The sequence below is a fragment of the Streptomyces sp. NPDC056347 genome, from assembly GCF_042262625.1.
Lineage (GTDB): Bacteria > Actinomycetota > Actinomycetes > Streptomycetales > Streptomycetaceae > Streptomyces.
Genome location: NZ_JBHJQP010000093.1, coordinates 1 through 21,956 on the forward strand (window position 1 = coordinate 1; position 21,956 = coordinate 21,956).

At 72.8% G+C, this 21,956-nt stretch carries 17 protein-coding genes and 1 pseudogene; 5 read left to right on the forward strand and 13 right to left on the reverse strand.

Annotated features, from left to right (window positions below; all coding sequences use genetic code 11):
* Positions 1-686 precede the first annotated feature (686 nt).
* A pseudogene (locus ACFCV8_RS21460) lies at positions 687-1,013 on the reverse strand (hypothetical protein); the annotation flags it as partial.
* Between the two features lie 609 nt (positions 1,014-1,622).
* Between ACFCV8_RS21460 and ACFCV8_RS21465 the strand changes: the two are divergent.
* Complete coding sequence (locus ACFCV8_RS21465) at positions 1,623-1,868, forward strand: hypothetical protein (protein ID WP_376686993.1); 246 nt, start codon at positions 1,623-1,625, stop codon at positions 1,866-1,868.
* Here ACFCV8_RS21465 and ACFCV8_RS21470 read toward each other — a convergent pair.
* The 8 genes from ACFCV8_RS21470 to ACFCV8_RS21505 all read right to left on the reverse strand — a co-directional run bounded on the left by ACFCV8_RS21470 (position 1,865) and on the right by ACFCV8_RS21505 (position 10,429).
* Positions 1,865-2,476: a hypothetical protein gene (locus tag ACFCV8_RS21470; RefSeq protein WP_376686994.1), complete on the reverse strand. Its 612-nt coding sequence runs from the start codon at positions 2,474-2,476 to the stop codon at positions 1,865-1,867. The two genes, ACFCV8_RS21465 and ACFCV8_RS21470, sit on opposite strands and share 4 nt — an antisense overlap.
* A gap of 197 nt (positions 2,477-2,673) precedes the next feature.
* The gene (gene ahcY / locus ACFCV8_RS21475) at positions 2,674-4,131 is read right to left on the reverse strand and encodes an adenosylhomocysteinase (RefSeq protein WP_376686995.1); all 1,458 of its coding nucleotides are present in this window, start codon (positions 4,129-4,131) and stop codon (positions 2,674-2,676) included.
* A 316-nt stretch (positions 4,132-4,447) separates the two neighbouring features.
* Positions 4,448-5,446, reverse strand: coding sequence for a cation diffusion facilitator family transporter (locus ACFCV8_RS21480; RefSeq protein WP_376686996.1), 999 nt, complete (start codon positions 5,444-5,446; stop codon positions 4,448-4,450).
* Positions 5,447-5,533: 87 nt separating this feature from the next.
* Positions 5,534-6,718, reverse strand: coding sequence for a mannose-6-phosphate isomerase, class I (gene manA, locus ACFCV8_RS21485; protein WP_376686997.1), 1,185 nt, complete (start codon positions 6,716-6,718; stop codon positions 5,534-5,536).
* Between the two features lie 163 nt (positions 6,719-6,881).
* Complete coding sequence (locus tag ACFCV8_RS21490; RefSeq protein WP_376686998.1) at positions 6,882-8,018, reverse strand: SIS domain-containing protein; 1,137 nt, start codon at positions 8,016-8,018, stop codon at positions 6,882-6,884.
* Between the two features lie 50 nt (positions 8,019-8,068).
* Positions 8,069-8,251, reverse strand: a complete 183-nt coding sequence (locus ACFCV8_RS21495; RefSeq protein ID WP_376686999.1) for a Trm112 family protein — start codon at positions 8,249-8,251, stop codon at positions 8,069-8,071.
* A 253-nt stretch (positions 8,252-8,504) separates the two neighbouring features.
* A complete protein-coding gene (locus ACFCV8_RS21500) occupies positions 8,505-9,875 on the reverse strand; it encodes a phosphomannomutase/phosphoglucomutase (RefSeq protein WP_376687000.1) in 1,371 nt (456 codons plus the stop codon).
* Between the two features lie 176 nt (positions 9,876-10,051).
* Positions 10,052-10,429 carry a DUF3499 domain-containing protein gene (locus tag ACFCV8_RS21505; protein ID WP_376687001.1) on the reverse strand — a complete coding sequence of 126 codons (378 nt, stop codon included), beginning with the start codon at positions 10,427-10,429 and terminating at the stop codon, positions 10,052-10,054.
* Between the two features lie 333 nt (positions 10,430-10,762).
* Here ACFCV8_RS21505 and ACFCV8_RS21510 point away from each other — a divergent pair, with 333 nt between their 5' ends.
* Entirely contained in the window at positions 10,763-11,188 is a 426-nt protein-coding gene (locus ACFCV8_RS21510) for a metallopeptidase family protein (RefSeq protein ID WP_376687002.1), read from the forward strand.
* A gap of 64 nt (positions 11,189-11,252) precedes the next feature.
* On the opposite strand, the gene ACFCV8_RS21515 is transcribed toward ACFCV8_RS21510, so the two are convergent.
* The 3 genes from ACFCV8_RS21515 to ACFCV8_RS21525 all read right to left on the reverse strand — a co-directional run bounded on the left by ACFCV8_RS21515 (position 11,253) and on the right by ACFCV8_RS21525 (position 17,245).
* A complete protein-coding gene (locus tag ACFCV8_RS21515) occupies positions 11,253-12,773 on the reverse strand; it encodes a DUF5719 family protein (RefSeq protein ID WP_376687003.1) in 1,521 nt (506 codons plus the stop codon).
* Positions 12,770-16,570 (reverse strand): glycosyltransferase, encoded by a 3,801-nt coding sequence (locus ACFCV8_RS21520; RefSeq protein ID WP_376687004.1) that lies wholly within the window; start codon positions 16,568-16,570, stop codon positions 12,770-12,772. Before ACFCV8_RS21520 ends, ACFCV8_RS21515 begins: the two co-directional genes overlap by 4 nt.
* 411 nt (positions 16,571-16,981) lie before the next feature.
* Complete coding sequence (locus tag ACFCV8_RS21525) at positions 16,982-17,245, reverse strand: WhiB family transcriptional regulator (protein ID WP_030927001.1); 264 nt, start codon at positions 17,243-17,245, stop codon at positions 16,982-16,984.
* A 711-nt stretch (positions 17,246-17,956) separates the two neighbouring features.
* Here ACFCV8_RS21525 and ACFCV8_RS21530 point away from each other — a divergent pair.
* Genes ACFCV8_RS21530 through ACFCV8_RS21540 form a run of 3 tightly spaced genes read left to right on the forward strand, consistent with a single transcriptional unit; the run spans position 17,957 to position 20,776 of the window.
* On the forward strand, positions 17,957-18,457 hold the full coding sequence (locus ACFCV8_RS21530) for a cysteine dioxygenase family protein (RefSeq protein ID WP_376687005.1): 501 nt from the start codon (positions 17,957-17,959) through the stop codon (positions 18,455-18,457).
* Positions 18,458-18,500: 43 nt separating this feature from the next.
* The gene (cofD, locus tag ACFCV8_RS21535; RefSeq protein WP_376687006.1) at positions 18,501-19,457 is read left to right on the forward strand and encodes a 2-phospho-L-lactate transferase; all 957 of its coding nucleotides are present in this window, start codon (positions 18,501-18,503) and stop codon (positions 19,455-19,457) included.
* Positions 19,454-20,776, forward strand: a complete 1,323-nt coding sequence (locus ACFCV8_RS21540; RefSeq protein ID WP_376687007.1) for a coenzyme F420-0:L-glutamate ligase — start codon at positions 19,454-19,456, stop codon at positions 20,774-20,776. Before cofD ends, ACFCV8_RS21540 begins: the two co-directional genes overlap by 4 nt.
* A gap of 152 nt (positions 20,777-20,928) precedes the next feature.
* On the opposite strand, the gene ACFCV8_RS21545 is transcribed toward ACFCV8_RS21540, so the two are convergent.
* A complete protein-coding gene (locus tag ACFCV8_RS21545; protein ID WP_376687008.1) occupies positions 20,929-21,927 on the reverse strand; it encodes a DNA-3-methyladenine glycosylase family protein in 999 nt (332 codons plus the stop codon).
* Between the last annotated feature and the right edge of the window lie 29 nt (positions 21,928-21,956).

A 21,956-nucleotide genomic window follows, 5' to 3' on the forward strand; every position in this document is an offset into this window, starting at 1 on the left:
ATGTTTTCCCGTAATCGGGACAACACAACACGAGAGCGGAACAACCAGTCGGAATAGGACCGGTCGTTCACAGCGTCCTCGCTGTGTAATTGCCTGCCGGACCATCAAGGTCCTGCAGGACTTTCAAAGGAACCACCAACCTGCCGTAGCAGGCCGGGGTATCAACATATCTGGCGTTGACTTTTGGCACGCTGTTGAGTTCTCAAGGAACGGACGCTTCCTTTGTACTCACCCTCTCGGGCTTTCCTCCGGGCTTTTCCCTTCGGTCTTGCGTTTCCGACTCTATCAGACTCTCTCGAGTGCCGATTCCCAGTCGAAGTGGGTTTCGCTTTCCAGTTCCTCGCTTTCGCGATTCCCTTTCCGGCGGTTCCAACCTTACCAGACTCTTTCTCGTTCCGTTTCCGGTCCGAATTTGAATTCCGGTGACCTGCTGGAAGGTCTTTGCCTTTCGGCTGATCCGACTTTATCAGAAACATTCGGCCGGAAAATCGGCTTCGCGATTCGAGGTGAAGGATCGGCGGCTCCGCGGAAATTTCATTCCCGTCGAGAGCGAGATAGACGTTAACTGTTGAGATCGAACTTGTCCAGTTCGACGCAACCCGTAAAATCTACCTCCCCGCAGCGGCCGTGTCAATGGCTTTCTGGGGCAAGGAGCAGACTAGCAGGTCAGCGGGGTGAGACGCACATCAGCCGACCGTCGGGGACTGGGTACTGCGTTCCGCAGGATCAAGATCCCCACGTCACCGGCTCGTGCGGCGCGCCCGCCCAGGACCACGGGTATCGACGTACACGTAACAAGGCCTTCGATGACGCCGGAGGTGAGGAGGACCGGTGCGGGGCCGGTGGTCATACCGATCGCGGACCGGCTCTGTTTCGCGAGGGCCGCGCGTCGGCTCCGGGGGCCCGGGCGTTATCCGTCCAGGTCCGGGCTGCGAAGGACCCCGCGGGATGGCTGGAGTAGTGGCTCTCTTATCTACCCCTGCCGGGCTGGTCATGCGGCGGAGATCGTCCGGGCGCCGATGGGCGACTGGGCTGGAGCGGGGGAAGAGGGGTGGCCGTGCGGTTTCGGTGCCTCGCCTCCTTCTTGCTGGTGCTGGTGCTGGTGGGGACGCTGAGCCACGGGCGTTCGTCGGGGAGGGTTGCGTGCGGGACGACGGGGCCGATCCGCTTCCGGCACGCGTTGGTGCGCGGAGCCATGAGGCTCGTCGAGATCCTGATGACGCTGCGGGCCGTCCGCGCATGCCGCCTCGCTGGTGTCGGAGCCTGGGCGGCGTCTCGGGAACGTGTTCGCGGGGACTCTGGCCGCAGGAGCGGGAGTGGGTGTCGGCGAGGTGGTCGGCGTTCGTACCGCCTCCGCCGCCCTGGCTGGTCGGGCGGTTCGCGGGGCTCGGTCCGTCGGCGGTGCCGGACTCGTTGTGGTTGGCCGTGCGGCGGCTGGATGCGCGGGTGGCGGGGCGGACCGGAGTTCCGGTGCCGGAGGGGGTGCCGGCCTGGGCGTATCTGGCGGCGGTCGTGAACGAGCGGCAGGCACGGGGCCGTGCGCGGGACCCGGTGGCGGGTCGGTGGCCGGTTCGCCGGTGAGCGGGGCGCCTGGAGGCGGGGGCTGTCGGTGGGGAGGCGGGATGGGCGGTGCCGACGCCTGCAACGGGGGGCGTGCCGCCTGCGTGGGCCGGGCGGCTCCTGGGGTCGGTGTCCGTACTGCCATCGTCCGGCCGGAGACCGGGGCGCGCGGCGTCCGGTACGTGCGGTCGCAGGGCGGAGGATCGTCCTCGTACTGGGCGCACGAGGACGGCTCCGGCGGCGCGGCGGGCACGCAGGCCGGGCATCGCACGGCGGGCAGCGGCTCGAAGACGGAACGGAACGCCTAGCTCGGTGAGGGTGGGGAGTCCAGGTCTTCGAGTTCGATGCCCGGGGCCGCGAGGACCACGTCGCCCGCGAGGTGCACGGTGTGCTGCTCGCCGGTGTCCAGGGCGCTGACCTGGTATTCGTCCACCGTCAGGGGGCCGTTGTCAGTGGCGTGCGCTTCACTGTTCACCAGGGCCCAGGACTGGTCGACGGTGCGGGGTGCGAGGACCGGGTCGGTGAAGGCGACCAGGCGGACGCGCGTCGCGGGGGAATCGGGGGTGAGGCGCAGCAGTCGTGCGGTGGCGACGAGAAATGCGGGCGAAGTGCCGGTGAAGGCGTGCGCGCGGACATTGCCTTCGGTGGCACGGATGCCGGCCGGGTCGGTACGGACCCAGGTGACGCCGTCGAGGGCGGCGCCGCGGACCTGCCAGCTCGCGGTGTGGAGTTCGAGACGGATGGGGCGGCCGAGGTCGTCGAGGGTGAGGTCGACGGAGCCGAGATGGTCGCCGGACGGGGTGGTGGTCCGGGAGAGGTAGCGCCAGCCGGAAGGACCGGGTGCGCAGTGGAAGTGTTCTTCGCCGAGGGGGGTGTGATCGTGGGGATCGTGGAGCGAATATCGGCCGCGGGGCATGGGGTCCTTCGGGGTTCCTCGGGCTGAGCGGGCGGCGCGGTACGGGGCAGGCCCCCGGCACGGGGGTGCGGGGGCCTGCGCTCGTAGCTGCTGCCGAAGCGGTTCCGTCCGTCGGCGTTCCGTCCGTCAGCGGCCGGGCATCACTGACCGGTGGGTGGTGACGTGCGAGGGCGCTGACGGGCAGGACCCGTACGGGATCAGTAGCGGTAGTGGTCGGGCTTGTACGGACCCTCGACCTCGACGCCGATGTACGCGGCCTGCTCGGGGCGGAGCGTCGTGAGCCTCACGCCGAGGGCGTCGAGGTGGAGACGGGCGACCTTCTCGTCCAGGTGCTTGGGCAGCACGTAGACGTCGGTCGGGTACTCCTCGGGCTTGGTGAACAGCTCGATCTGGGCCAGGGTCTGGTCCGCGAACGAGTTGGACATGACGAACGAGGGGTGGCCGGTGGCGTTGCCCAGGTTCAGCAGACGGCCCTCGGAGAGCACGATGAGGACCTTGCCGTCGGGGAAGGTCCAGGTGTGGACCTGCGGCTTGACCTCGTCCTTGACGATGCCCTCGATCTGCGCGAGACCGGCCATGTCGATCTCGTTGTCGAAGTGGCCGATGTTCCCGACGATGGCCTGGTGCTTCATCTTGGCCATGTCGGAGGCCATGATGATGTCCTTGTTGCCCGTGGTGGTGACGAAGATGTCGGCCTGGCCGACGACGTCGTCGAGGGTGGCGACCTGGTAGCCGTCCATCGCCGCCTGGAGGGCGCAGATCGGGTCGATCTCCGTGACGATGACCCGGGCGCCCTGGCCGCGGAGGGACTCCGCGCAGCCCTTGCCCACGTCGCCGTAGCCGCAGACGACGGCGGTCTTGCCGCCGATCAGGACGTCCGTGGCGCGGTTGATGCCGTCGATCAGCGAGTGACGGCAGCCGTACTTGTTGTCGAACTTGGACTTGGTGACGGCGTCGTTGACGTTGATCGCCGGGAAGAGGAGGGAGCCGTCGCGGTGCATCTCGTAGAGACGGTGCACACCGGTCGTGGTCTCCTCGGTGACGCCGCGGATCTCGGAGGCCAGCCGCGTCCACTTCTGCGGGGACTCGCCGAGGGTGCGGTTGAGCAGCGTGAGGATGTGGGCGTACTCCTCGCTGTCCGCGGTCGACGGGTCCGGGGCGGCGCCCGCCTTCTCGAACTCGACGCCCTTGTGGACGAGGAGGGTGGCGTCACCACCGTCGTCGAGGATCATGTTCGGGCCGCCGGTGGGGGTGTTCGGCCAGGTCAGGGCCTGCTCCGTGCACCACCAGTACTCCTCCAGCGTCTCGCCCTTCCAGGCGAAGACCGGGACGCCCGCCGGGGCGTCCGGGGTGCCGTTCGGGCCGACGGCGATGGCCGCGGCGGCGTGGTCCTGGGTGGAGAAGATGTTGCAGGAGGCCCAGCGGACCTCGGCGCCGAGGGCGACCAGGGTCTCGATCAGCACGGCGGTCTGCACCGTCATGTGCAGCGAGCCGGTGATCCGGGCGCCGGCCAGCGGCTGCGCGGCGGCGTACTCCTTGCGGATGGACATCAGGCCGGGCATCTCGTGCTCGGCGAGGGTGATCTCCTTGCGACCGAAAGTCGCGAGGGAGAGGTCGGCGACCTTGAAGTCCTGTCGGTTGGCGACCGTCGTCATAACGGGCTGCTCCTCGTAAAGGGGTCGAGGCGGGTACGGATGGCTCTGCGGCGGCGGGCACACGAATGCCCGGGCGCTCGCAGCGCAGTCCGTCGGAGGCCCTCTCTCCCTCGGCCGGTCCAGGCGTTCGGACCGATCGACCGCCATCAGCAGCGACGTCTGACACTGCCGTCGAATCTACACCGGTCGGCCCGGCCTCTCCCAGTCCGTCCCCGGGCCGGGAGCGGCCGGAAACGGCGGGAGGGGGCCGTTCCCGGCCGGCGGAGAAGCGGCGACGGCTGGTGAGGGAGGGTGGGCCGGAGGAGAGGGGCGGGGGTCAGTGACCGGAGTCGGCCGGGGGCTTCGGGGTGGTGCCGGGGGTACCGCCCGGGGCCTTGGCCGGGTTGATTCCCGCCGCGGCGGCGGCCTCGCTGTAGATGTCCGGTTCCAGGTAGATGACCCGGGCGATCGGGACCGCCTCGCGGATGCGGTTCTCGGCGGCGTTGATGGCGTTGGCCACCTCGGTGGCCGTGTCGTCGTGCTGCACCGCGATCTTGGCGGCCACGAGCAGTTCCTCCGGGCCGAGGTGGAGCGTGCGCATGTGGATGACGCCGGTGACGGTGTCGCCGTCGACGACCGCGGCCTTGATCTTCTCGACCTGGTCGGTGCCCGCGGCCTCGCCGAGCAGGAGGGACTTCGTCTCGGCGGCGAGCACGATCGCGATGGCGATCAGCAGGAGGCCGATGCAGAGGGTGCCGATGCCGTCCCAGACGCCGTCACCGGTCGCGAGGGAGAGGCCGACGCCGCCGAGGGCGAGCACCAGACCGATCAGCGCGCCGAAGTCCTCCAGGAGGACGACGGGGAGCTCGGGGGCCTTGGCCCGGCGGATGAACTCCCGCCAGGACAGCGAGCCGCGGGTCTCGTTGGACTCCTTGATGGCCGTACGGAAGGAGAAGCCCTCGGCGATGACGGCGAAGACGAGAACGCCGACCGGCCAGTACCAGGCCTCCAGCTCGTGCGGGTTCCTGATCTTCTCGTAGCCCTCGTACACCGCGAACATGCCACCGACCGAGAAGAGAACGATGGAGACGAGGAAGGCGTAGATGTACCGCTCGCGGCCGTAGCCGAAGGGGTGCTGGGGGGTGGCCTCGCGCTGTGCCTTCTTGGCACCGAGCAGCAGCAGGCCCTGGTTGCCGGAGTCGGCGACCGAGTGGACGCTCTCCGCGAGCATCGACGACGAACCGCTGAACAGGAACGCCACGAATTTGGCCACCGCGATCGCGAGGTTGGCGCCGAGCGCCGCCACGATCGCCTTGGTTCCGCCTGACGCACTCATCGGTGCCTGGTGTCCCTTCGTCGGTGCCGCGCCCACGGCGCCGCGTTACGGCCGGACATTGTTGCAGCAGTCGGGACGGGCGGTACGTCAGGCCACCACTGTGGCGCGGAACAGGGTTCCCGTACCGGACACTTCGGTCTTTTCGCCGGAGGGTACGAAGACGGAGGCGCCGGGGGTGAGGTCCAGCGTGCCCGCCCTCGGGGTGCCCGCGGTGCAGAGCAGGATCTGCGGGGTGTCGCGGGTCAGGTCGACGGGGGCGGCGCCGGGCGGGAGGTCGTAGCGGGAGAGCCGGAATTCGTCCACGGGCGTCTCGTACAGCTCCTCGCCGGACGGGGCGGCCTCGGGGCGCAGGATGCCGGGCTCGGCGGCCTCGAAGCGGACGATGCGCAGCAGTTCGGGCACGTCGACGTGTTTGGGCGTGAGTCCGCAGCGCAGCACGTTGTCCGAGTTGGCCATGATCTCGACGCCGAGGCCGGAGAGGTAGGCGTGCGGGACGCCCGCGCCGAGGAACAGGGCCTCGCCGGGCTGGAGTTCCACATGGTTCAGCAGCATGGCCGCGAGGACGCCGGGGTCGCCGGGGAAGTGGTGGGCGAGCCGGGCGTAGGGGGCGTACGGGCCGCCGAGGCGTTCGGCGGCGGCCGCGGCGCGGTGCACCGTCCCGGCCATCTCCGCGGGGTCGGCGCCGAGGATCGCGGTGAGGACCTCGCGCAGGGCGGCCTCCTCGGGGTGGGCGCCGAGCAGGTCGACGTACGGCTCGAGGTCGTCGACGCCGAGGGCGGCCATCGCCTCGGCCGTCTCGGCGGGGGCCCGGAAGCCGCACAGGCCGGTGAAGGGGGTGAGCGCGCAGATCAGTTCGGGCTTGTGGTTGGCGTCCTTGTACGTGCGGTGGGGGGCGTCGATCGGGACGCGGCGGCGCTCCTCGTCCGCGTAGCCCCGCCGGGCCTGGTCGAGGTCGGGGTGGACCTGGAGGGAGAGCGGGGCCCCGGCCGCGAGGAGTTTGAGGAGGAAGGGCAGGCGGGGGCCGAACTTCTCGACGGTGGCCCGGCCCAGTTCACGCTCGGGGTCGGCGGCGATGACGTCGGTGAGGGACTGCTGGACGCCGGGCCGGACGGGGTCGCCCGCCGGGCGGGTGAGGAGCGAGGGGGCGCCGGGGTGGGCGCCCATCCACAGCTCGGCCTGGGGTTCACCGGTGGGGGCGGTGCCGAGCAGTTCCGGGATGGCGGTGGTGGAGCCCCAGGCGTACGGGCGCACGGTGTTGACGAGCCGGTCCATGGTGTTCGTCCTTGTGGGATGCGTGGATCAGAAGCCGTGGCACTGGCGGGTGCGCGGGAGTGGCCTGCGGTACTGGGTCTGCGGTACTGGGTCTGCGGTGACGGTCTGCGCCGCTGGTGTGGAGACTGCGGGAGCCGGGCGTCGGCGCGGGGGACCGCAGGTGTCAGGCGTCGGTCGCGGAGGCGAGTGCCAGGTAGACGGCGGCGAAGTCGGTGACCGCGAGCAGCTCGGCGAGGGCTTCGAGTTCGGTGCCCTCCTCGGGTTCCAGTTCGCTGATCGCGGTGTCGTGGCCGAGGGCCAGCTCGCGGGCGGCCGGGGCCGCGCTCAGGCCGCCGGCGGGGCGGTCGCGGAGCAGGACGACGCGGGCGTGCAGCGGGTCCGGCTCCTCGACCCGGTCGCGGAAGAAGTCGTCGGGGTCGGCGGCCGCGGCGAGGCGCCCCGCGAGCAGGGTGCCGTGGGCGGGCAGCGCCTCGGGCAGTTCCGCGGCGAGCGCCGGGCGGCCCGCCAGCTCGGCCAGGACGGCGGCGAACCTGCGGCCGACCGGGGCGGCGGCACCGCCCTCCGTCCAGATGAGGGGCAGGCTGTCGGCGAGCTCGGCGGCGAGGGTCTTGGCCGGGTTGCTGTAGGTGGCGATGGCCGGGCCGCAGCGTTCCGCCGTACGGTCCAGGCGGTCGGCGACGCTCTGCAGCGCTTCGGCGGGGGCGGTGAGCAGGCCGACCCGGTCCAGCAGGGCGAGCAGCGGGGTGAACAGCGCCCAGAGGGTGCCCGGGCCCGCGGCCGAGGTTTCCGCGTCGTACTCGCCGTGCGGGGCGGAGGCCATCGGAACGAGGAGTCCGCGTGCTCCGTCGATCGTCTCGCGCAGCGGTGACCGGCTCGGGGCGACGGCGACGACGCTGCTGCCCCGGCGGTACGCCTGCTCGGCGAGGAGGGAGAGGCCGGGCTCGGAGCCGTCCGCCGTGACGATCAGCAGCAGGTCCATGGAACCGGCCCAGCCGGGCAGCGCCCAGCGCATCGCGCCCGCGGCGGGGGCGACCCCGGTGGGGTGGATGCGGGTGACGGGCGCGGAGGCCCCGGCGAGGGCGGTGATCAGGTCGGCGACGCCGGAGGCGGCGGTGCCGGAGCCCGCGACCAGTACGGAGCGGGGGCGGCCCTCCGGGTTCAGCGCGGCGATCCCGGCCTCGCCGGCGTTCCGGGCGGCGGTACGGACCCGGGCTCCGGCCTCGGCGGCGCCGCGGAGCAGGCCGCGGCGGTCGGCCCGGGCCAGGGCTTCCGGGGCGTCGAGCAGTGACTCGTCGAGCATGGGAAGGGTCCTCCGATCACGTGCCGGCTCCGTGCGGGGTACGGGCTCCGCTACTCGGGGCGGCGGGCCTCGTCGACGAGGAGGACGGGGATGCCGTCCCGTACCGGGTAGGCCAGCTTGCAGTCGTCGCCGGTGCAGACCAGCTCGGGGGTGTCGGCCGCCGTCCGGTCGTCGAGCGGAGAGTGGCAGGCCGGGCAGGCGAGGATCTCCAGGAGGCCGGCTTCGAGCGGCATGGGTCGGTTCCCTTCGGACAGCGGATCGGGCCACGTCAGCCTACCGCCGCGGGGCGGGGGGCGCGGGCCGGGAGGGGCCGGGGTTCCGGGACCCGGGTTTCGGAGCCCGGCCTTCAGGACCCGAGGCCTCGGAGCCTTGGACTTCGGGACGCCAGGTCTCGGGACGCCAGGTCTCGGGGCTTCGGGACTTCGGGGCTTCGGGACGCCAGGTCTCGGAACCCCGGGTCTCGGCCCTGGGTCTCGGCCCCGGGTCTCAGGATCCGGCGCGGACCAGGGCCAGCACTTCGTCCCGTACCGCCGTCATCGTCCCCTCGTCGCGTGCCTCGACGTTCAGCCGGAGCAGGGGTTCGGTGTTGGAGGGGCGGAGGTTGAACCACCAGTCGGGGCCGGTGACCGTCAGGCCGTCCAGCTCGTCGGTGGTGACGCCGTCGCGGGGTGCGTACGCGGCGCGTACGGCGGCGGTGCGGGCCTGCTGGTCGGTGACGGTGGAGTTGATCTCGCCGGAGCCGGTGTAGCGGTCGTACCGGGCGACCAGTTCGGAGAGGGGGCCCTGCTGTCCGCCGAGCGCGACCAGCACGTGGAGGGCCGCCAGCATGCCCGTGTCGGCGTTCCAGAAGTCGCGGAAGTAGTAGTGCGCGGAGTGCTCGCCGCCGAAGATCGCACCGTGCTCGGCCATCTCCGCCTTGATGAAGGAGTGGCCGACGCGGGTGCGGACCGGGGTGCCGCCGTGTTCGCGGACCACCTCGGGGACGGAGTGTGAGGTGATCAGGTTGTGGATGACGGTGCCCTCGCCGCCGTTGCGGGTCAGCTCGCGGGCGGCGACCAGGGCCGTGATCGCGGACGGGGACACGCCCTCGCCCCGCTCGTCGACGACGAAGCAGCGGTCCGCGTCGCCGTCGAAGGCGAGGCCGAGGTCGGCGCCCTCGGCAACGACACGGGCCTGGAGGTCGACGAGGTTCTTCGGGTCGAGGGGGTTGGCCTCGTGGTTCGGGAAGGTGCCGTCGAGCTCGAAGTACATCGGTACGAGTTCGAGGGGCAGCCCGGCGAAGACCGTGGGGACGGTGTGGCCGCCCATGCCGTTGCCCGCGTCGACGACGACCTTCAGCGGGCGGATCGCCGTGAGGTCGACCAGGGACAGCAGATGGGCCGCGTAGTCGGCGAGCGTGTCGCGTTCGGTGACGGTGCCGGGGACGGCGACCGGCCGCGGCGCGCCCGCCCCGGACCACTTCTCGACCAGGTCGCGGATCTCCAGCAGCCCGGTGTCCTGGCCGATGGGCGCGGCGCCCGCCCCGCAGAGCTTGATGCCGTTGTACCGCGCCGGGTTGTGCGAGGCGGTGAACATCGCGCCGGGCAGGCCCAGGCTGCCGGAGGCGAAGTAGAGCTGGTCCGTCGAGCAGAGGCCGATGAGGGTGACGTCCGCCCCGCGGGCGGCGGCCCCGCGGGCGAAGGCCCCCGAGAGGCCTGGCGAGGAGGGGCGCATGTCGTGGCCGATCACGATCGCGTCCGCGCCCAGCACCTCGACGAATGCCGCCCCGAACTGCTCGGCCAGTGCCTCGTCCCATTGGTCGGGCACCACTCCGCGCACGTCGTACGCCTTCACGATCTGCGACAGATCAGCAGCCACGGGCCGGTCCTCCTGAGGTTTCTCGGACCGCCCAACCTACCCGGGCGTGTACATACGCCGTGCTCAGGGAGGTGTCGGGTACGTATCCGGCCGAGAGTCGGAGGCCCGCCGGACTCCGCTCGGGAACCAGGGTTCCGCCCGGGAGCCGGAGGGGCGGTCAGGAGCCGGAGGGGCGGTCAGGAGTCGGGAGAACGCAGCACCCGCAGATGGCCGCGGCGCGCGACCTCCATCGGATCGGCGGCGTGCGGGCCCATGCCGCGGGTGTCGGCCGGACGCTCCTGCGGCCGCGCCGCCTCGCGTACGGCGTTGGCGAGCGCTTCGAGGTCGTCACCGCTGGGACGGCTGGGGGCGGAAGGATCGGTGAGCCGGACGACCTCCCAGCCACGAGGGGCCGTCAACCGCTCACTGTGCTCGGCGCAGAGGTCGTAGCAGTGGGGCTCGGCGTAGGTGGCGAGCGGGCCGAGGACCGCAGTCGAGTCGGCATAGACGTACGTCAGTGTCGCGACGGCAGGGCGGCCGCACGCAGTGCGCGAACAGCGACGTACAGGGCTCACGGTATTGGACGTTACCGCACTCTTGAGCGGGCTGCGACGACTCTCCCCCAGGTCACCCCACCGTGTCGCCCCGTCAGGCCCCCCGCAAGCGCCTTCCGGACACTTCTCCTGACCTGCGAGGAAGCGGAGAATCGCAGGTCCGGCCCCCTGTGATTCCGGTCTTCATTCGCTATAAAAGCCGTCATACAGCATGAGATCAGCGGTCAGGAGCAGGGCTGGAAACGAGCCCTCGGTTGGCCGGATTGTTCAGGATTGGACATGCCATTGCCCTCTGCTCGCCGCGTCGCTCGCCCCGTCCCCCCGGCGCGCGCGGAGAGTTACCCTGCGTCAGTGATGGACAGCCCCGTACCGCCCCCGCCCGAGCCGCGCCCGCGCCACCGCGACCGTCACGGCCGTGGCATGCGGGGGCCCGTCGCCCCGCCCCAGGTTCCGTTGTCGGTCAGCAGGTCGGAGAGCTTCCGCGATCTGGTGCAGGACTCGGTGGAGCGGCTGGAGCGGCGCTGGCCGCAACTGGCCGATGTCGACTTCGTGGTGCTCGACGTGCCGGGCGCGCAGGAGGATTCGGTGCCGCTGGGGCAGTCGCTCTCCGCGGCGAAGGACCGGCCCGCGCAGATCGTGGTCTACCGGCGGCCGGTCGAGATCCGCGCCAAGAACCGCGACGAACGCGCCCTGCTGGTGCACGAGGTCGTGGTGGAGCAGGTCGCGGAACTGATGGGGCTCGCACCGGAGTCGGTCGACCCGCGGTACGGGCAGGAGTAGCCCGGAACGCGGGAGGGCGGGACCGGTGCGCACCGGTCCCGCCCTCCGTGTCTGTTCGTACGGCCTAGTCGTCGAGGACCGAGAGGTCCTGCCGGGCCGCCGGTACCTCGACCGTGCCCCGGTCGTCGGGGAGGGTCTGCACGGTGAACATCTGGATGCCGCCGTTCGTGAGGGTCAGCATGCGGGAGGCGTGCACCGGGCCGCCGGACTCCGTCTCGACCGTCAGCGCGTAGCCGCCCTTGAGGCCGGACGGTACGGGCGGTTCGACCGCCAGCGTCGTACCGGCCTTGACCGTGTACTTCTTGACGGCCTGTTCGCCGCCCTTGCTGCCCGCCGAGGCGGTGACCTTCACGGTGGCGTCGGCCGTCGGCGCGGTGAGCGAGAGGAGCGACCCCTTGTCCCGGTTGTCGGCCACGGTGGACCGGGCGCCCACCGGGGCGGTGGCCGGGATGTAGCCGACCTCCTGCTTGTCGCCGGTGCCGCGGACCACCCGCAGGGCGGCGACCACCGGGGCGCGCTTCCCGCTCTGGACGGGGGTCAGCAGCAGGGAGCCCGCCTCGCCCTTGGTGATGTCCTTCAGGTCGACGCTCGCGGTCATCCGCGACTTGACGTGGAGGGACTCGTTGCCGACCGGGGAGATCGCACCGGTCTTGCCGAGCAGCTTCACCTTCAGGTCGGCGTCGTCGTCGCCGGGCGCGAAGGCCACCAGGCGGACCGAGGTGGCGTCCGCGGGGATGCCGGGGAGCACCAGGGTGTCCGTCGGGTCGGTGGAGGCGGGCAGCCAGTCGCTCCCGTTCTTCTCGTCCGCGGCCCTGACGACCGCGCCGACGCGCCCGGTGCGGGTGGTGACGTGGACGGTGACGTCCTCGGTGGCCTGGCTGGTCAGCGTGGAGATCAGGACCGGCACGCTGGAGCGGGCGGGCACTGTGATGCCCTCGCCGACGTCGGACTTGAGGGAGCCGTCCGGGCCGTACAGCTCGATGTCGGCGACGGCGGCGGTGTCGTCCGGGTTGGTCAGGTGGACGTAGTCCTCGCGGGACTTGGCGGTGCTCGCGGCCGGGATCCAGAAGCCGGTGTCGGGCGTGGTGCAGCTGACGCCGAGCAGGCCGCGGCCGTTGCCCGCCTCGACCACGGTGGTCTGCTGGGCGCTCCAGCCCGGGGCCAGGCGGCCGGTGGCGGTGCCGACCAGGGCGGGGCTGTTGGCACCGGACGCCTCGGCGGTGACCGGCCTGCCGGGCTCCTTGAGCGCGACGACCGGCTTGCCGGGGTCGTCCTTCTTCCCCTTGTCCTTGCCGTCGTCCTTCTTGTCGTCCTCGAGGTCGGCCGCGGCGGACTTGAGCAGTTCGGCCGTGCCGGCCGGGCCGTCCCCGCCGCCCGCCGGGGTGACGGAGGTGTAGGTCGTCTCCGAGAGCGGCGAGATGCCGGGGGACGGGCAGACCAGGCTGGTCCGTTCGACCGGGAGCCGGGCGGCGGCCTTCGCCGGGGCCGCGTCCGCGGTGCCGTCGGGCGCGGTGAACGCGGCGAAGGCGGTGACGGCGGCGAGGGCGGCGGTGCCCGCGATGAGGGACAGGCTGGGGGACTTCACTCGGACTCGCCTCGCGATGCGTTGCCGGTCGGCCACGGGTTCTGGCCCGGGTTCGGGTTCTCGGGGTGCGGCTGAGGGGCCTGCGGGTCGTACGGGGCCTGCTGGGCGCCCTGCTGCCCGTACGGGTCCTGCGGGTCGTACGCGGGCTGGTAGCCGTAGGGGTCGTAGGCCTGGGCGCCCTGCTGCCCGTACGGGTCGGCGGCGAGGTGGTCCTGCGCGGTGCCGTACGCGTACGGCTGCTCGCCCTGGTAGGGCTCGCCCTGATACTGCTCGCCCTGGTACTGCTGCGGGTAGCCGGTGTCCTGGTACTGCGGGGTGGTGTCCCAGCCGCCGTACTGCTGCTGCGGGACGGCCGCGTAGTCGCTCTGCCCGTCATCGCCGTGCGACTGGGGCTGGTGCTCAGGCTGGTGCTGGTGCTCCGGCTGGGGCTGGTGCTCCGGCTGGAGTTCGGCAGGCAGCGGGTACTCCTGTGCCTGCTGGGCCGGGATGTACCCCTCCGCCGCGTCCTCGGCCGGTTCGGCTCCGGCCTCGGCCTCCGCCTGGGCGGCGCGCAGCCTGCGGGCCCGGCGCCCCTCGCCCGCGACCGGCTCCGCGGGGACCGGGGCGGTCTCCTCGGGCAGGTCGTCGTCGATCTCCCGGCGACGGCCGGGCAGGGCGAGCACCAGCAGGACGACGGCGAGCGCGGCCTGCGTCCAGATCCAGGCGGTGTGGGTGAGCGGGGTGTCGTACGTGAGGTCCAGCGTGCCGCCCTCGGCGGGCAGCTCGAAGCCCTGGGCCCAGCCGTCGACGGTCTTCGGGGTCAGTGCCCGGCCGTTCAGCGTGGCCTGCCAGCCGGGGTCGGCGGCGTCCGCGATCCGCAGCACGCGGCCGGAGCCGCCCGCCGGGATCCTGGTGTGCGCCTCGACGGGGAGGGAGCCGACGGGCAGCTGCTCGCCGCCGGTGCCGGACGGGACGATCATGACGCGGGCGACCTGGCGCTCCACCCGCCACAGCGCGCTGCCGTCCAGCTGGCTGAGCCGGCTGAGCCCCGGGGTCGCGTCGAGGATGCGGCTCATCTCCTTGGGAGCGCCGTCCCGGACCAGTACGTACCGGATCGCGAAGCCGCTGAGCTGGCTGCCCTGGTCGGCGCCGGAGCCCGCGACCAGGTTGGCGACGACCTTGTCGAGGTGGCTGTTGCTGCCGCCCGCCCTGGTCAGCTCGGCGTCACCGAGCTGCCCGCCGGAGCCCCGGACCAGGGTGTACGAGACGGCACCCGGCGAGGTGGAGCCGAGGACCAGGGTGCGCGGCTGGTCGCGGGTGGCGCTCTCCTCGGCCACGAACGCGGGCACCTGGACCGGGTCGCGGCGCTCCAGCGGTCCGTCGGCGCCGCCGATCATCCAGCTCGCGGCGGCCAGCGCGGGGGCGAGCCCGGCGGCCAGCGCGATCAGTGCGGCGACCGGCTGGCGCCAGCCGAAGCTGAGCTCGGCGACGCGGATGCGGGCGCCGTCCGCGCCGACGAGCGCGGCGCAGATCAGCGCGATGCCGTAGACGAGCGTGGCGGGTCCGGCCCAGTGCGATCCGTTGGCGAGGGCCGCGAAGACCAGGGCCACCAGGGCGACCGCCCAGGCGGTGCGTACGGCGAACTGCCGCTCGCCGCGGAGCAGCGCGGCCAGGGCGGCGAGCACGATGCCGAGCAGCAGCACCCCGCCCGCGGCCTTGGGGCCGCCGGGGCTGATGGAGAGCAGGTCGAGCGCGGAGGCCGCGCCCGTTCCGATGTCCAGGCCCGCCTCCTCGAAGAAGCGGGACGGTGAGGTGAGCAGCGAGAGCGACCAGGGCGCCAGGACGAGCAGCGGGGTTCCGGTCGCGGCGAGGAAGCGGAGCCCGTAGGCGGCGATGTCGTCGCGGCGCAGGGCGAGGACGGCGAGGCCGAGGACCACGGCGAGCGGCCAGACGATCGGCGTGAACGCCATCGTGAGGGTGAGGAGCAGGGTGTACGCCCAGGTGGCGCGCCAGCTGCCGCGGGCGCCGCCGGTGGCCCGCAGCCCGTGCGCGGAGACGGCGGCGCGGGCGATGAGCGGGAGCAGCACGGCCAGGACGGCGGTGCCGAGCCGCCCGGTCGCCAGGGCGCCGGTCGCGGCGGGCAGGAAGGCGTACGCGACGCTCGCCCAGGCGCGCAGGAGGCGCGAGGGGAGCAGCGGCCGGGAGGCGAAGTACGCGGTGAGTCCGGCGAGCGGTACGGAGCAGACCAGCAGCAGGGTGAGCGCGAAGCCGGTCGAGCCGAGGAAGAGCGCGGACAGCGCCGCGAGCGCGGCGAGGTAGGGCGGTGCGGTCTGGGTGCCGCCGGTGTTGACGGTGTGCCAGGCGTCCGCGTACCGGCCCCACAGGTCGGACACGTCGGCGGGGGCGGGCAGCAGTGCGCCGCCGGTCAGCGCCCCGCCGCCGAGGAGGTCGCGGCAGGCGACGAGCGAGACGAGGAGGAGTACGGCGAAGAGCACCGGTCCGGGTTTGCGGCCGATCCGCTTGAGCCGGGCGAACTGCTCGATCTCCAGGAAGTCCGCCTCGTCGCCGCCGGGGCCGGACTCCACGGCGCCGTGCCGGGAGCCGGTGTCGGCGTCGGAGCCGCTGCCGAGGTTTCCGGCGACCTGCTCGACGGTGGCGCGGACGGTGGCGCCGGGCGGCGGGAAGAGGCCGCGCAGTTCGGCCTGGTCGACGACGCCCCTGCCGCGGGCGCGCCGGGCGGCGAGGATGCGGCCGGGGCGCAGCAGGGTGCCGAAGAGCCCGGCGACCTCGTCGAGCGCCTGGCCGGGAACCTTGCCGACGAGGTAGGCGAGGGTGCGCAGCAGGGTGCCGACGACGAGTCTGAGCAGCACCCAGGGCAGCACCTTGGCGCGGGCGTTGGCCAGCATCGTGTAGACGGCACCGGCCTTGTCGACGCGGTGCGGGGAGGCGACGGAGCGTCCCGCGCAGTCGATGGGGCGGCGCTCGCGGGCGGAGGCCTCGGCGTGGCGCAGGACGGCGTCGGGGGCGACGAGCACCCGGTGTCCGGCGACGTGCGCGCGCCAGCACAGGTCGACGTCGTCACGCATCAGCGGGAGCCTGCGGTCGAAGCCGCCGAGCTCCTCCCAGACGTCACGGCGGATCAGCATGCCCGCGGTGGAGACGGAGAGCACGGTGCGGACCTGGTCGTGCTGGCCCTGGTCCTGCTCGCGGCGGTCGAGGCCGGTCCAGCGGCGGCCGCTGTTGGCGATGGAGACGCCGACCTCCAGCAGCTGCTTGCGGTCGTACCAGCCGAGGAGCTTGGGGCCGACGATCGCGGCGTGCGGGTCGTCCTCGACGACGCGCAGGAGTTCGGCGAGCGCGTCGGGCGCGGGCGCGCAGTCGTCGTGGAGCAGCCAGAGCCACTGCACGGGTTCGCCGTGCGGCAGTTCGGGCATCTCGTAGGCGTCGTCGCGCCAGGCCCTGGTGACGGGGTCCCAGCCGCTGGGGCGCTTGAGGTACGGCAGTTCCTCGGGGGTGAGGACGCCGGCCGTGCGGGTCGCTTCGTCGACGGCGGTGCCGAAGCTCGTACGGCGCGCGAGGTGCAGGACGCGGTCGTCGCCGAGCGCCTCGGTGACCAGCCGCGCGGAGTCGTCGGCGCTGCCGGTGTCGGCCGCGACGACGTTCTGTACGGGGCGTTCCTGTCCCAGCAGCCCGGCGAGTGCGTCGGGCAGCCAGCGCGCGCCGTCGTGGGAGACGAGCACGGCGGTGACGACATGCCGGGGGAATTCTGGGGCGGTGGCGGCCGCGTACGGCGCCGCCGATTGGCTGTGCACGGACATCGAGGTACGGGCCCTCCGGCCGGGTCCGGGGGCGTCTCCCCGGGGGCTGCATCGGTGTACGCGCGCGCCCCGGCGGGGCGTTGGCGCGTCTCGGACGGGGCCCCACACTAGCCCGTACGGATCACCCGGGTGGCGCCGAGCGCTGGAACGGGGCGGTGGCCGGGCGGTGCCGGAACCATGCGCGGACACGGCGACGGCCCGTGGCCGGTACGGGAACCGGGCGCCGGGCGGTGCCGGGGGTGGCGGCCGGTACGGGAGCCGGTGCCGGAGGGTGACCCGTCCCGTACGGCGGCCGCCCCCGGGTGCCCCGTACGGACGGCTCGCGCGCGAATCGCACCCGTACCGCTCGTACCCGCGGGCCACCCGTACGGCCCGCGCCCGCGGCTCACATGTACGGCTCGTACCCGCGGCTCACACCGCGGCCTTCTTCAGGCGGCGCCGTTCGCGCTCGGAGAGGCCGCCCCAGATCCCGAAGCGTTCGTCGTTGGACAGGGCGTATTCGAGGCATTCGGACCGGACCTCACAGGCGAGACAGACCTTCTTGGCCTCGCGGGTCGATCCGCCCTTCTCGGGAAAGAAGGACTCGGGGTCGGTCTGGGCGCACAGTGCGCGCTCCTGCCAGCCGAGCTCCTCGTCCGCGTCCTCGACCAGCAGTTGCTGGAACAGCTCGGTCATGTGCGCCCCTCGTCTGTCTCTTGCGTCCCCGTGATGCAGCCGTTACTGATCGCGGCCGAACGACACGAGTGAAATTACAAGTGTGTAGCTCCAGACCAGTCAAGCGAGGTTCTGCTATTGGCCCGGGTATTCACTCTGCGGAACCAAGCCTAGGCGGAAAGTGTGCATATAACCAAAAACCTGACATATGCCACCACTCCCCCCGCACCCTCGCTTCTCACCCAGTGAGACGACCGAAACCACCCCGATGTTTCGATTCGATCACCGAAGCGACCAAGATCACATTCGGGTCACGGGGCCTCAGAAGCGCTTACGAGCACGGCCGATGCGCCACTTCTCCGCCACCTTGGCTGAATAAACCTTTCTGCAATCCGGGCAACCGGACAGGGTGAACCCATGCCCGGCAAATCGGTCATCAGGTTGACAGCGGCCGATCCGGCCGGTCACCCTCGACGCATGCCAGCGACCGCCGCGATGTACGCCGCCCACCTCCGTGGGTTCCGCACCGCTGCCCGGATCCGCTGTTGCTGTTCCAGCTGTCACAGCTGTTGATGCCCCCGGGGCCCCGGTTCTGATCCGGCCCCTCACGCAGCACCCTCTCCGCACCCTCGCGCAGGGCTTTCCGCCCCTCCTTCCGCGCTCCCCGCGCGGTCGGCGCCGTGGTCCCCGCGCCTCCGCACACGCCCCCCATGCCGAGGAATCACCGCATCCATGAACAGTGACAGCGACCTCCAGATCGCCGGCGACATCCTTGAGGTCCAGCACCTCCTCCAGCCCGCCCGCGAGCACCCCGTCACCGTGGCGGAGTTCGCCGGACTCGCCCGCTCCGTCGCCGCGGACCGCGCCCGCTGGGAACCGCTCGTCCGCTACGACGCCACCACCCGCTGGTACCACCGGCTGGGCACGGGGCCCGGCTACGAACTCTGGCTGCTCAGCTGGGTGCCCGGTCAGGGCAGCGGGCACCACGACCACGGCCGGTCCTCCGGGGTGCTGACCGTCCTGGACGGCCGGCTGACCGAGCGCACCGGGCACGCCACCCGCTCCCTGGCCCCCGGCGCGCAGCGGATCTTCGCGCCCGGCTATGTGCACGAGGTGGTCAACGACTCCCTCGAACCGGCCGTCAGCCTCCACATCTACTACCCGGGTCTCACCGAGATGCCGATGCACGCCGCGCAGTGCGCCTCCGTGCGGCCGGACGCTGTCACCGCCTGACGCCACGGCCACGGCTGTCAGTGGCGCCTGACAGACTGTCCGCATGCGCATTGTGGTTCTGGCCGGCGGTATCGGTGGTGCTCGTTTCCTGCGTGGCCTCAAGCGGGCCGCGCCCGACGCGGACATCACGGTGATCGGCAACACCGGCGACGACATCCATCTGTTCGGCCTGAAGGTCTGCCCCGACCTCGACACCGTGATGTACACCCTCGGCGGCGGCATCGACGAGGAGCAGGGCTGGGGCCGGACGGACGAGAGCTTCCACGTCAAGGAGGAGCTCGCGGCGTACGGCGTGGGCCCCGACTGGTTCGGGCTCGGCGACCGCGACTTCGCGACGCACATCGTCCGTACGCAGATGCTCGGCGCGGGCTACCCGCTGAGTGCCGTCACCGAGGCGCTCTGCGCGCGCTGGAAGCCGGGCGTCCGGCTGCTGCCGATGTCCGACGACCGGGTCGAGACCCATGTCGCGGTCGACCTGGACGGTGAGCGCCGCGCCGTCCACTTCCAGGAGTACTGGGTGAAGCTGCGTGCCTCGGTCGACGCGCAGGCGGTCGTGCCGGTCGGCGCCGAGCAGGCCAAGCCCGCCCCGGGCGTCCTGGAGGCGGTCGCCGAGGCCGATGTGATCCTCTTCCCGCCGTCCAACCCCGTCGTCTCGGTGGGCACGATCCTCGCCGTGCCCGGGATCCGGGAGGCGATCGCCGAGGCCGGGGTGCCGGTCGTCGGCCTCTCCCCCATCGTCGGGGACGCGCCGGTGCGCGGCATGGCGGACAAGGTGCTCGCCGCGGTGGGCGTCGAGTCGACGGCCGCGGCCGTGGCCACGCACTACGGCTCCGGGCTGCTGGACGGCTGGCTGGTCGACACGGTGGACGCCGGGGCGGTCGCCGAGGTGGAGGCCGCGGGGATCCGCTGCCGGGCCGTGCCGCTGATGATGACCGACGCCGACGCGACGGCCGAGATGGCCCGGCAGGCGCTGGCGCTGGCCGAGGAGGTACGGGCGTGAGCGCGGGCGCCGACGCCGCCGGGACACCCGAGTACCGGGTCTGGGCGCTGCCCGGGATGCCGGAGGTGCGGGCCGGGGACGATCTGGCGAAGCTGATCGCCGTCGCCGAGCCGCGGCTGGCCGACGGCGACGTCCTGCTCGTCACCTCGAAGATCGTCTCCAAGGCGGAGGGCCGGATCGTCGAGGCGACCGACCGCGAGGCGGCGATCGACGCCGAGACGGTGCGGGTGGTGGCGCGGCGCGGCGCGCTGCGGATCGTGGAGAACCGGCAGGGCCTGGTCATGGCCGCGGCCGGGGTCGACGCCTCGAACACCCCGGCCGGGACGGTGCTGCTGCTCCCCGAGGACCCCGACGCCTCGGCGCGGGCGATCCGCGACGGGCTGCGGGACGCGCTCGGTGTCGAGGTCGGGGTCGTCGTCACGGACACCTTCGGGCGGCCCTGGCGCAGTGGGCTGACCGATGTGGCGATCGGGGCGGCCGGAATCCGGGTGCTGGACGATCTGCGCGGCGGCACCGACGCGTACGGCAATCCGCTGAGCGCCACCGTGGTCGCCACCGCCGACGAGCTGGCCGCCGCCGGTGACCTGGTGAAGGGCAAGGCCGCCGGGCTGCCGGTCGCGGTGGTGCGCGGGCTCGGCCAGGTGCTGGACCCGGCGGATTCGGCCGGGGCGAGCGCGCTGGTGCGGGGCGCGGCCGACGACATGTTCCGGCTCGGTACGTCGGAGGCGGTGCGGGAGGCGGTGACCCTGCGGCGCACGGTGCGCGAGTTCACCGACGCCCCGGTGGACCCGGGTGCGGTGCGCCGGGCCGTGGCGGCGGCGGTGACGGCGCCCGCGCCGCATCACACGACGCCGTGGCGGTTCGTCCTGCTGGAGTCCGGGGAGTCACGGACCCGGCTGCTGGACGCGATGCGGGAGGCGTGGATCGCCGATCTGCGCCGGGACGGGAAGAGCGAGGAGTCGGTCGCGAAGCGGGTGCGGCGGGGCGATGTGCTGCGCCGGGCACCGTATCTGGTGGTGCCGTGCCTGGTGATGGACGGCTCCCACACCTACGGGGACGAGCGGCGCGATGCCGCGGAGCGCGAGATGTTCGTGGTCGCGGCGGGGGCCGGGGTGCAGAACTTCCTGGTGGCGCTGGCGGGCGAGCGGCTCGGCTCGGCGTGGGTGTCCTCGACGATGTTCTGCCGTGACGTGGTGCGCGAGGTGCTGGACCTGCCGGGGGCGTGGGACCCGATGGGGGCGGTGGCGGTGGGTCACCCGGCGGCTCCGGCCGCGGCCCGGCCGGGGCGGGACGCGGAGGACTTCGTCACCGTGCGCTGAGGCGGTACCGGGGGTGCGGGGTTCCGGGGCCCGGGGGTTCCGGGGGTTCCGGGGGTTCCGGGGTGCGGGGGTTCCGGGGTGCGGCGTTCCGGGGTGCGGGGTTCCGGGTTCCCCGGTCCGGCGGGTGGCTGCGGGCTCGTTCCGGCGGGTGGTCACAGGCTCGCGATGTCGCCCGGGGACATGCGCGGGGCGCGTCGGGGCGGGGTGCGGCCGGAGAGCAGGACGAGGCGGGTGGCCCGGTGGCGCTGGCCCTCGTACGGGGCGAGCAGGGCGAGCATCTCGGTGTCGTCGGCGTCCCTGCGGTCGGCGAGGGCGTGGCCGACGATGCCGGGCAGGTGGAGGTCCCCGACGGTGACGGCGTCGGCGGCGCCGTTCGAGCGCTGGAGCGTCTCGGCCGAGGTCCAGGGGCCGATGCCCGGGACGAGTTCCAGCCGGGCCGCGGCCTCCGGCAGCTCCATGGCCGCCGCCGCCTCCAGCCGGCGGGCCACCCGTACCGCGCGCAGGATCGTGCCCGAGCGCTTGGCGTCGACGCCCGCCCGGTGCCACTCCCAGGACGGGATCAGGGACCAGGTGCGGGCGTCCGGCATGACGTGCAGCCCCAGCGCCGTGAACGGGGCGTGGCCCGTGGGTCCGGGCGCCGGGGTGCCGTGCGTCCGGACCAGGAGCCGCCAGGCCCGGTAGGCCTCGTCCGTGGTGACCTTCTGTTCCAGGATCGACGGGATCAGCGATTCCATGACCAGCCCGGTACGCAGCAGGCGCAGGCCGGGGCGGCGGTGGTGGGTCAGGGCGAGCAGCCGGTGGCGCGGACGGAAGGCGTCCGGGTCGTCGTCGGCGCCGAGCAGCGCCGGGAGGCGGTCCAGCAGCCAGGACGCGCCCGGGCCCCAGGCCGTCGCCCCGATCCGGCCGCCGCGCTCGGTGACGCGGAGGGTGCCGGGGCCCTCGGGAGTGCGGCTGGCCCGCCAGAACGCGCCGTCCGCCGTCATCCGGTACGTGGGGTCGGCGGGGCCCCGGCGCAGCGGGCCGAGGACCAGGCGCAGGTCGAGCGGGCCGGGCGGGGCCCAGTCACGGGTCAGCGCGTCCGCCGCGGGCGGCGCCGCCTGGTGCGGGACGGCCGCGCGCGGAGTGCTGCGGGGGACGAATCGTCCTGCCACGGTCGGGGTCCTCGGTCGTCATCGGTCGT

Bases quoted from the DNA above. Each gene is read 5' to 3' on its own strand.
- manA (WP_376686997.1), bottom strand. From the start codon at position 6,718: ATGGACCGGCTCGTCAACACCGTGCGCCCGTACGCCTGGGGCTCCACC.
- ACFCV8_RS21495 (WP_376686999.1), bottom strand. From the start codon at position 8,251: ATGCCGCTCGAAGCCGGCCTCCTGGAGATCCTCGCCTGCCCGGCCTGC.
- ACFCV8_RS21510 (WP_376687002.1), top strand. From the start codon at position 10,763: ATGGACAGCCCCGTACCGCCCCCGCCCGAGCCGCGCCCGCGCCACCGC.
- ACFCV8_RS21490 (WP_376686998.1), bottom strand. From the start codon at position 8,018: ATGCTCGACGAGTCACTGCTCGACGCCCCGGAAGCCCTGGCCCGGGCC.
- ACFCV8_RS21520 (WP_376687004.1), bottom strand. From the start codon at position 16,570: ATGTCCGTGCACAGCCAATCGGCGGCGCCGTACGCGGCCGCCACCGCC.
- ACFCV8_RS21525 (WP_030927001.1), bottom strand. From the start codon at position 17,245: ATGACCGAGCTGTTCCAGCAACTGCTGGTCGAGGACGCGGACGAGGAG.
- ACFCV8_RS21530 (WP_376687005.1), top strand. From the start codon at position 17,957: ATGAACAGTGACAGCGACCTCCAGATCGCCGGCGACATCCTTGAGGTC.
- cofD (WP_376687006.1), top strand. From the start codon at position 18,501: ATGCGCATTGTGGTTCTGGCCGGCGGTATCGGTGGTGCTCGTTTCCTG.
- ACFCV8_RS21465 (WP_376686993.1), top strand. From the start codon at position 1,623: ATGGGCGGTGCCGACGCCTGCAACGGGGGGCGTGCCGCCTGCGTGGGC.
- ahcY (WP_376686995.1), bottom strand. From the start codon at position 4,131: ATGACGACGGTCGCCAACCGACAGGACTTCAAGGTCGCCGACCTCTCC.
- ACFCV8_RS21470 (WP_376686994.1), bottom strand. From the start codon at position 2,476: ATGCCCCGCGGCCGATATTCGCTCCACGATCCCCACGATCACACCCCC.
- ACFCV8_RS21480 (WP_376686996.1), bottom strand. From the start codon at position 5,446: ATGAGTGCGTCAGGCGGAACCAAGGCGATCGTGGCGGCGCTCGGCGCC.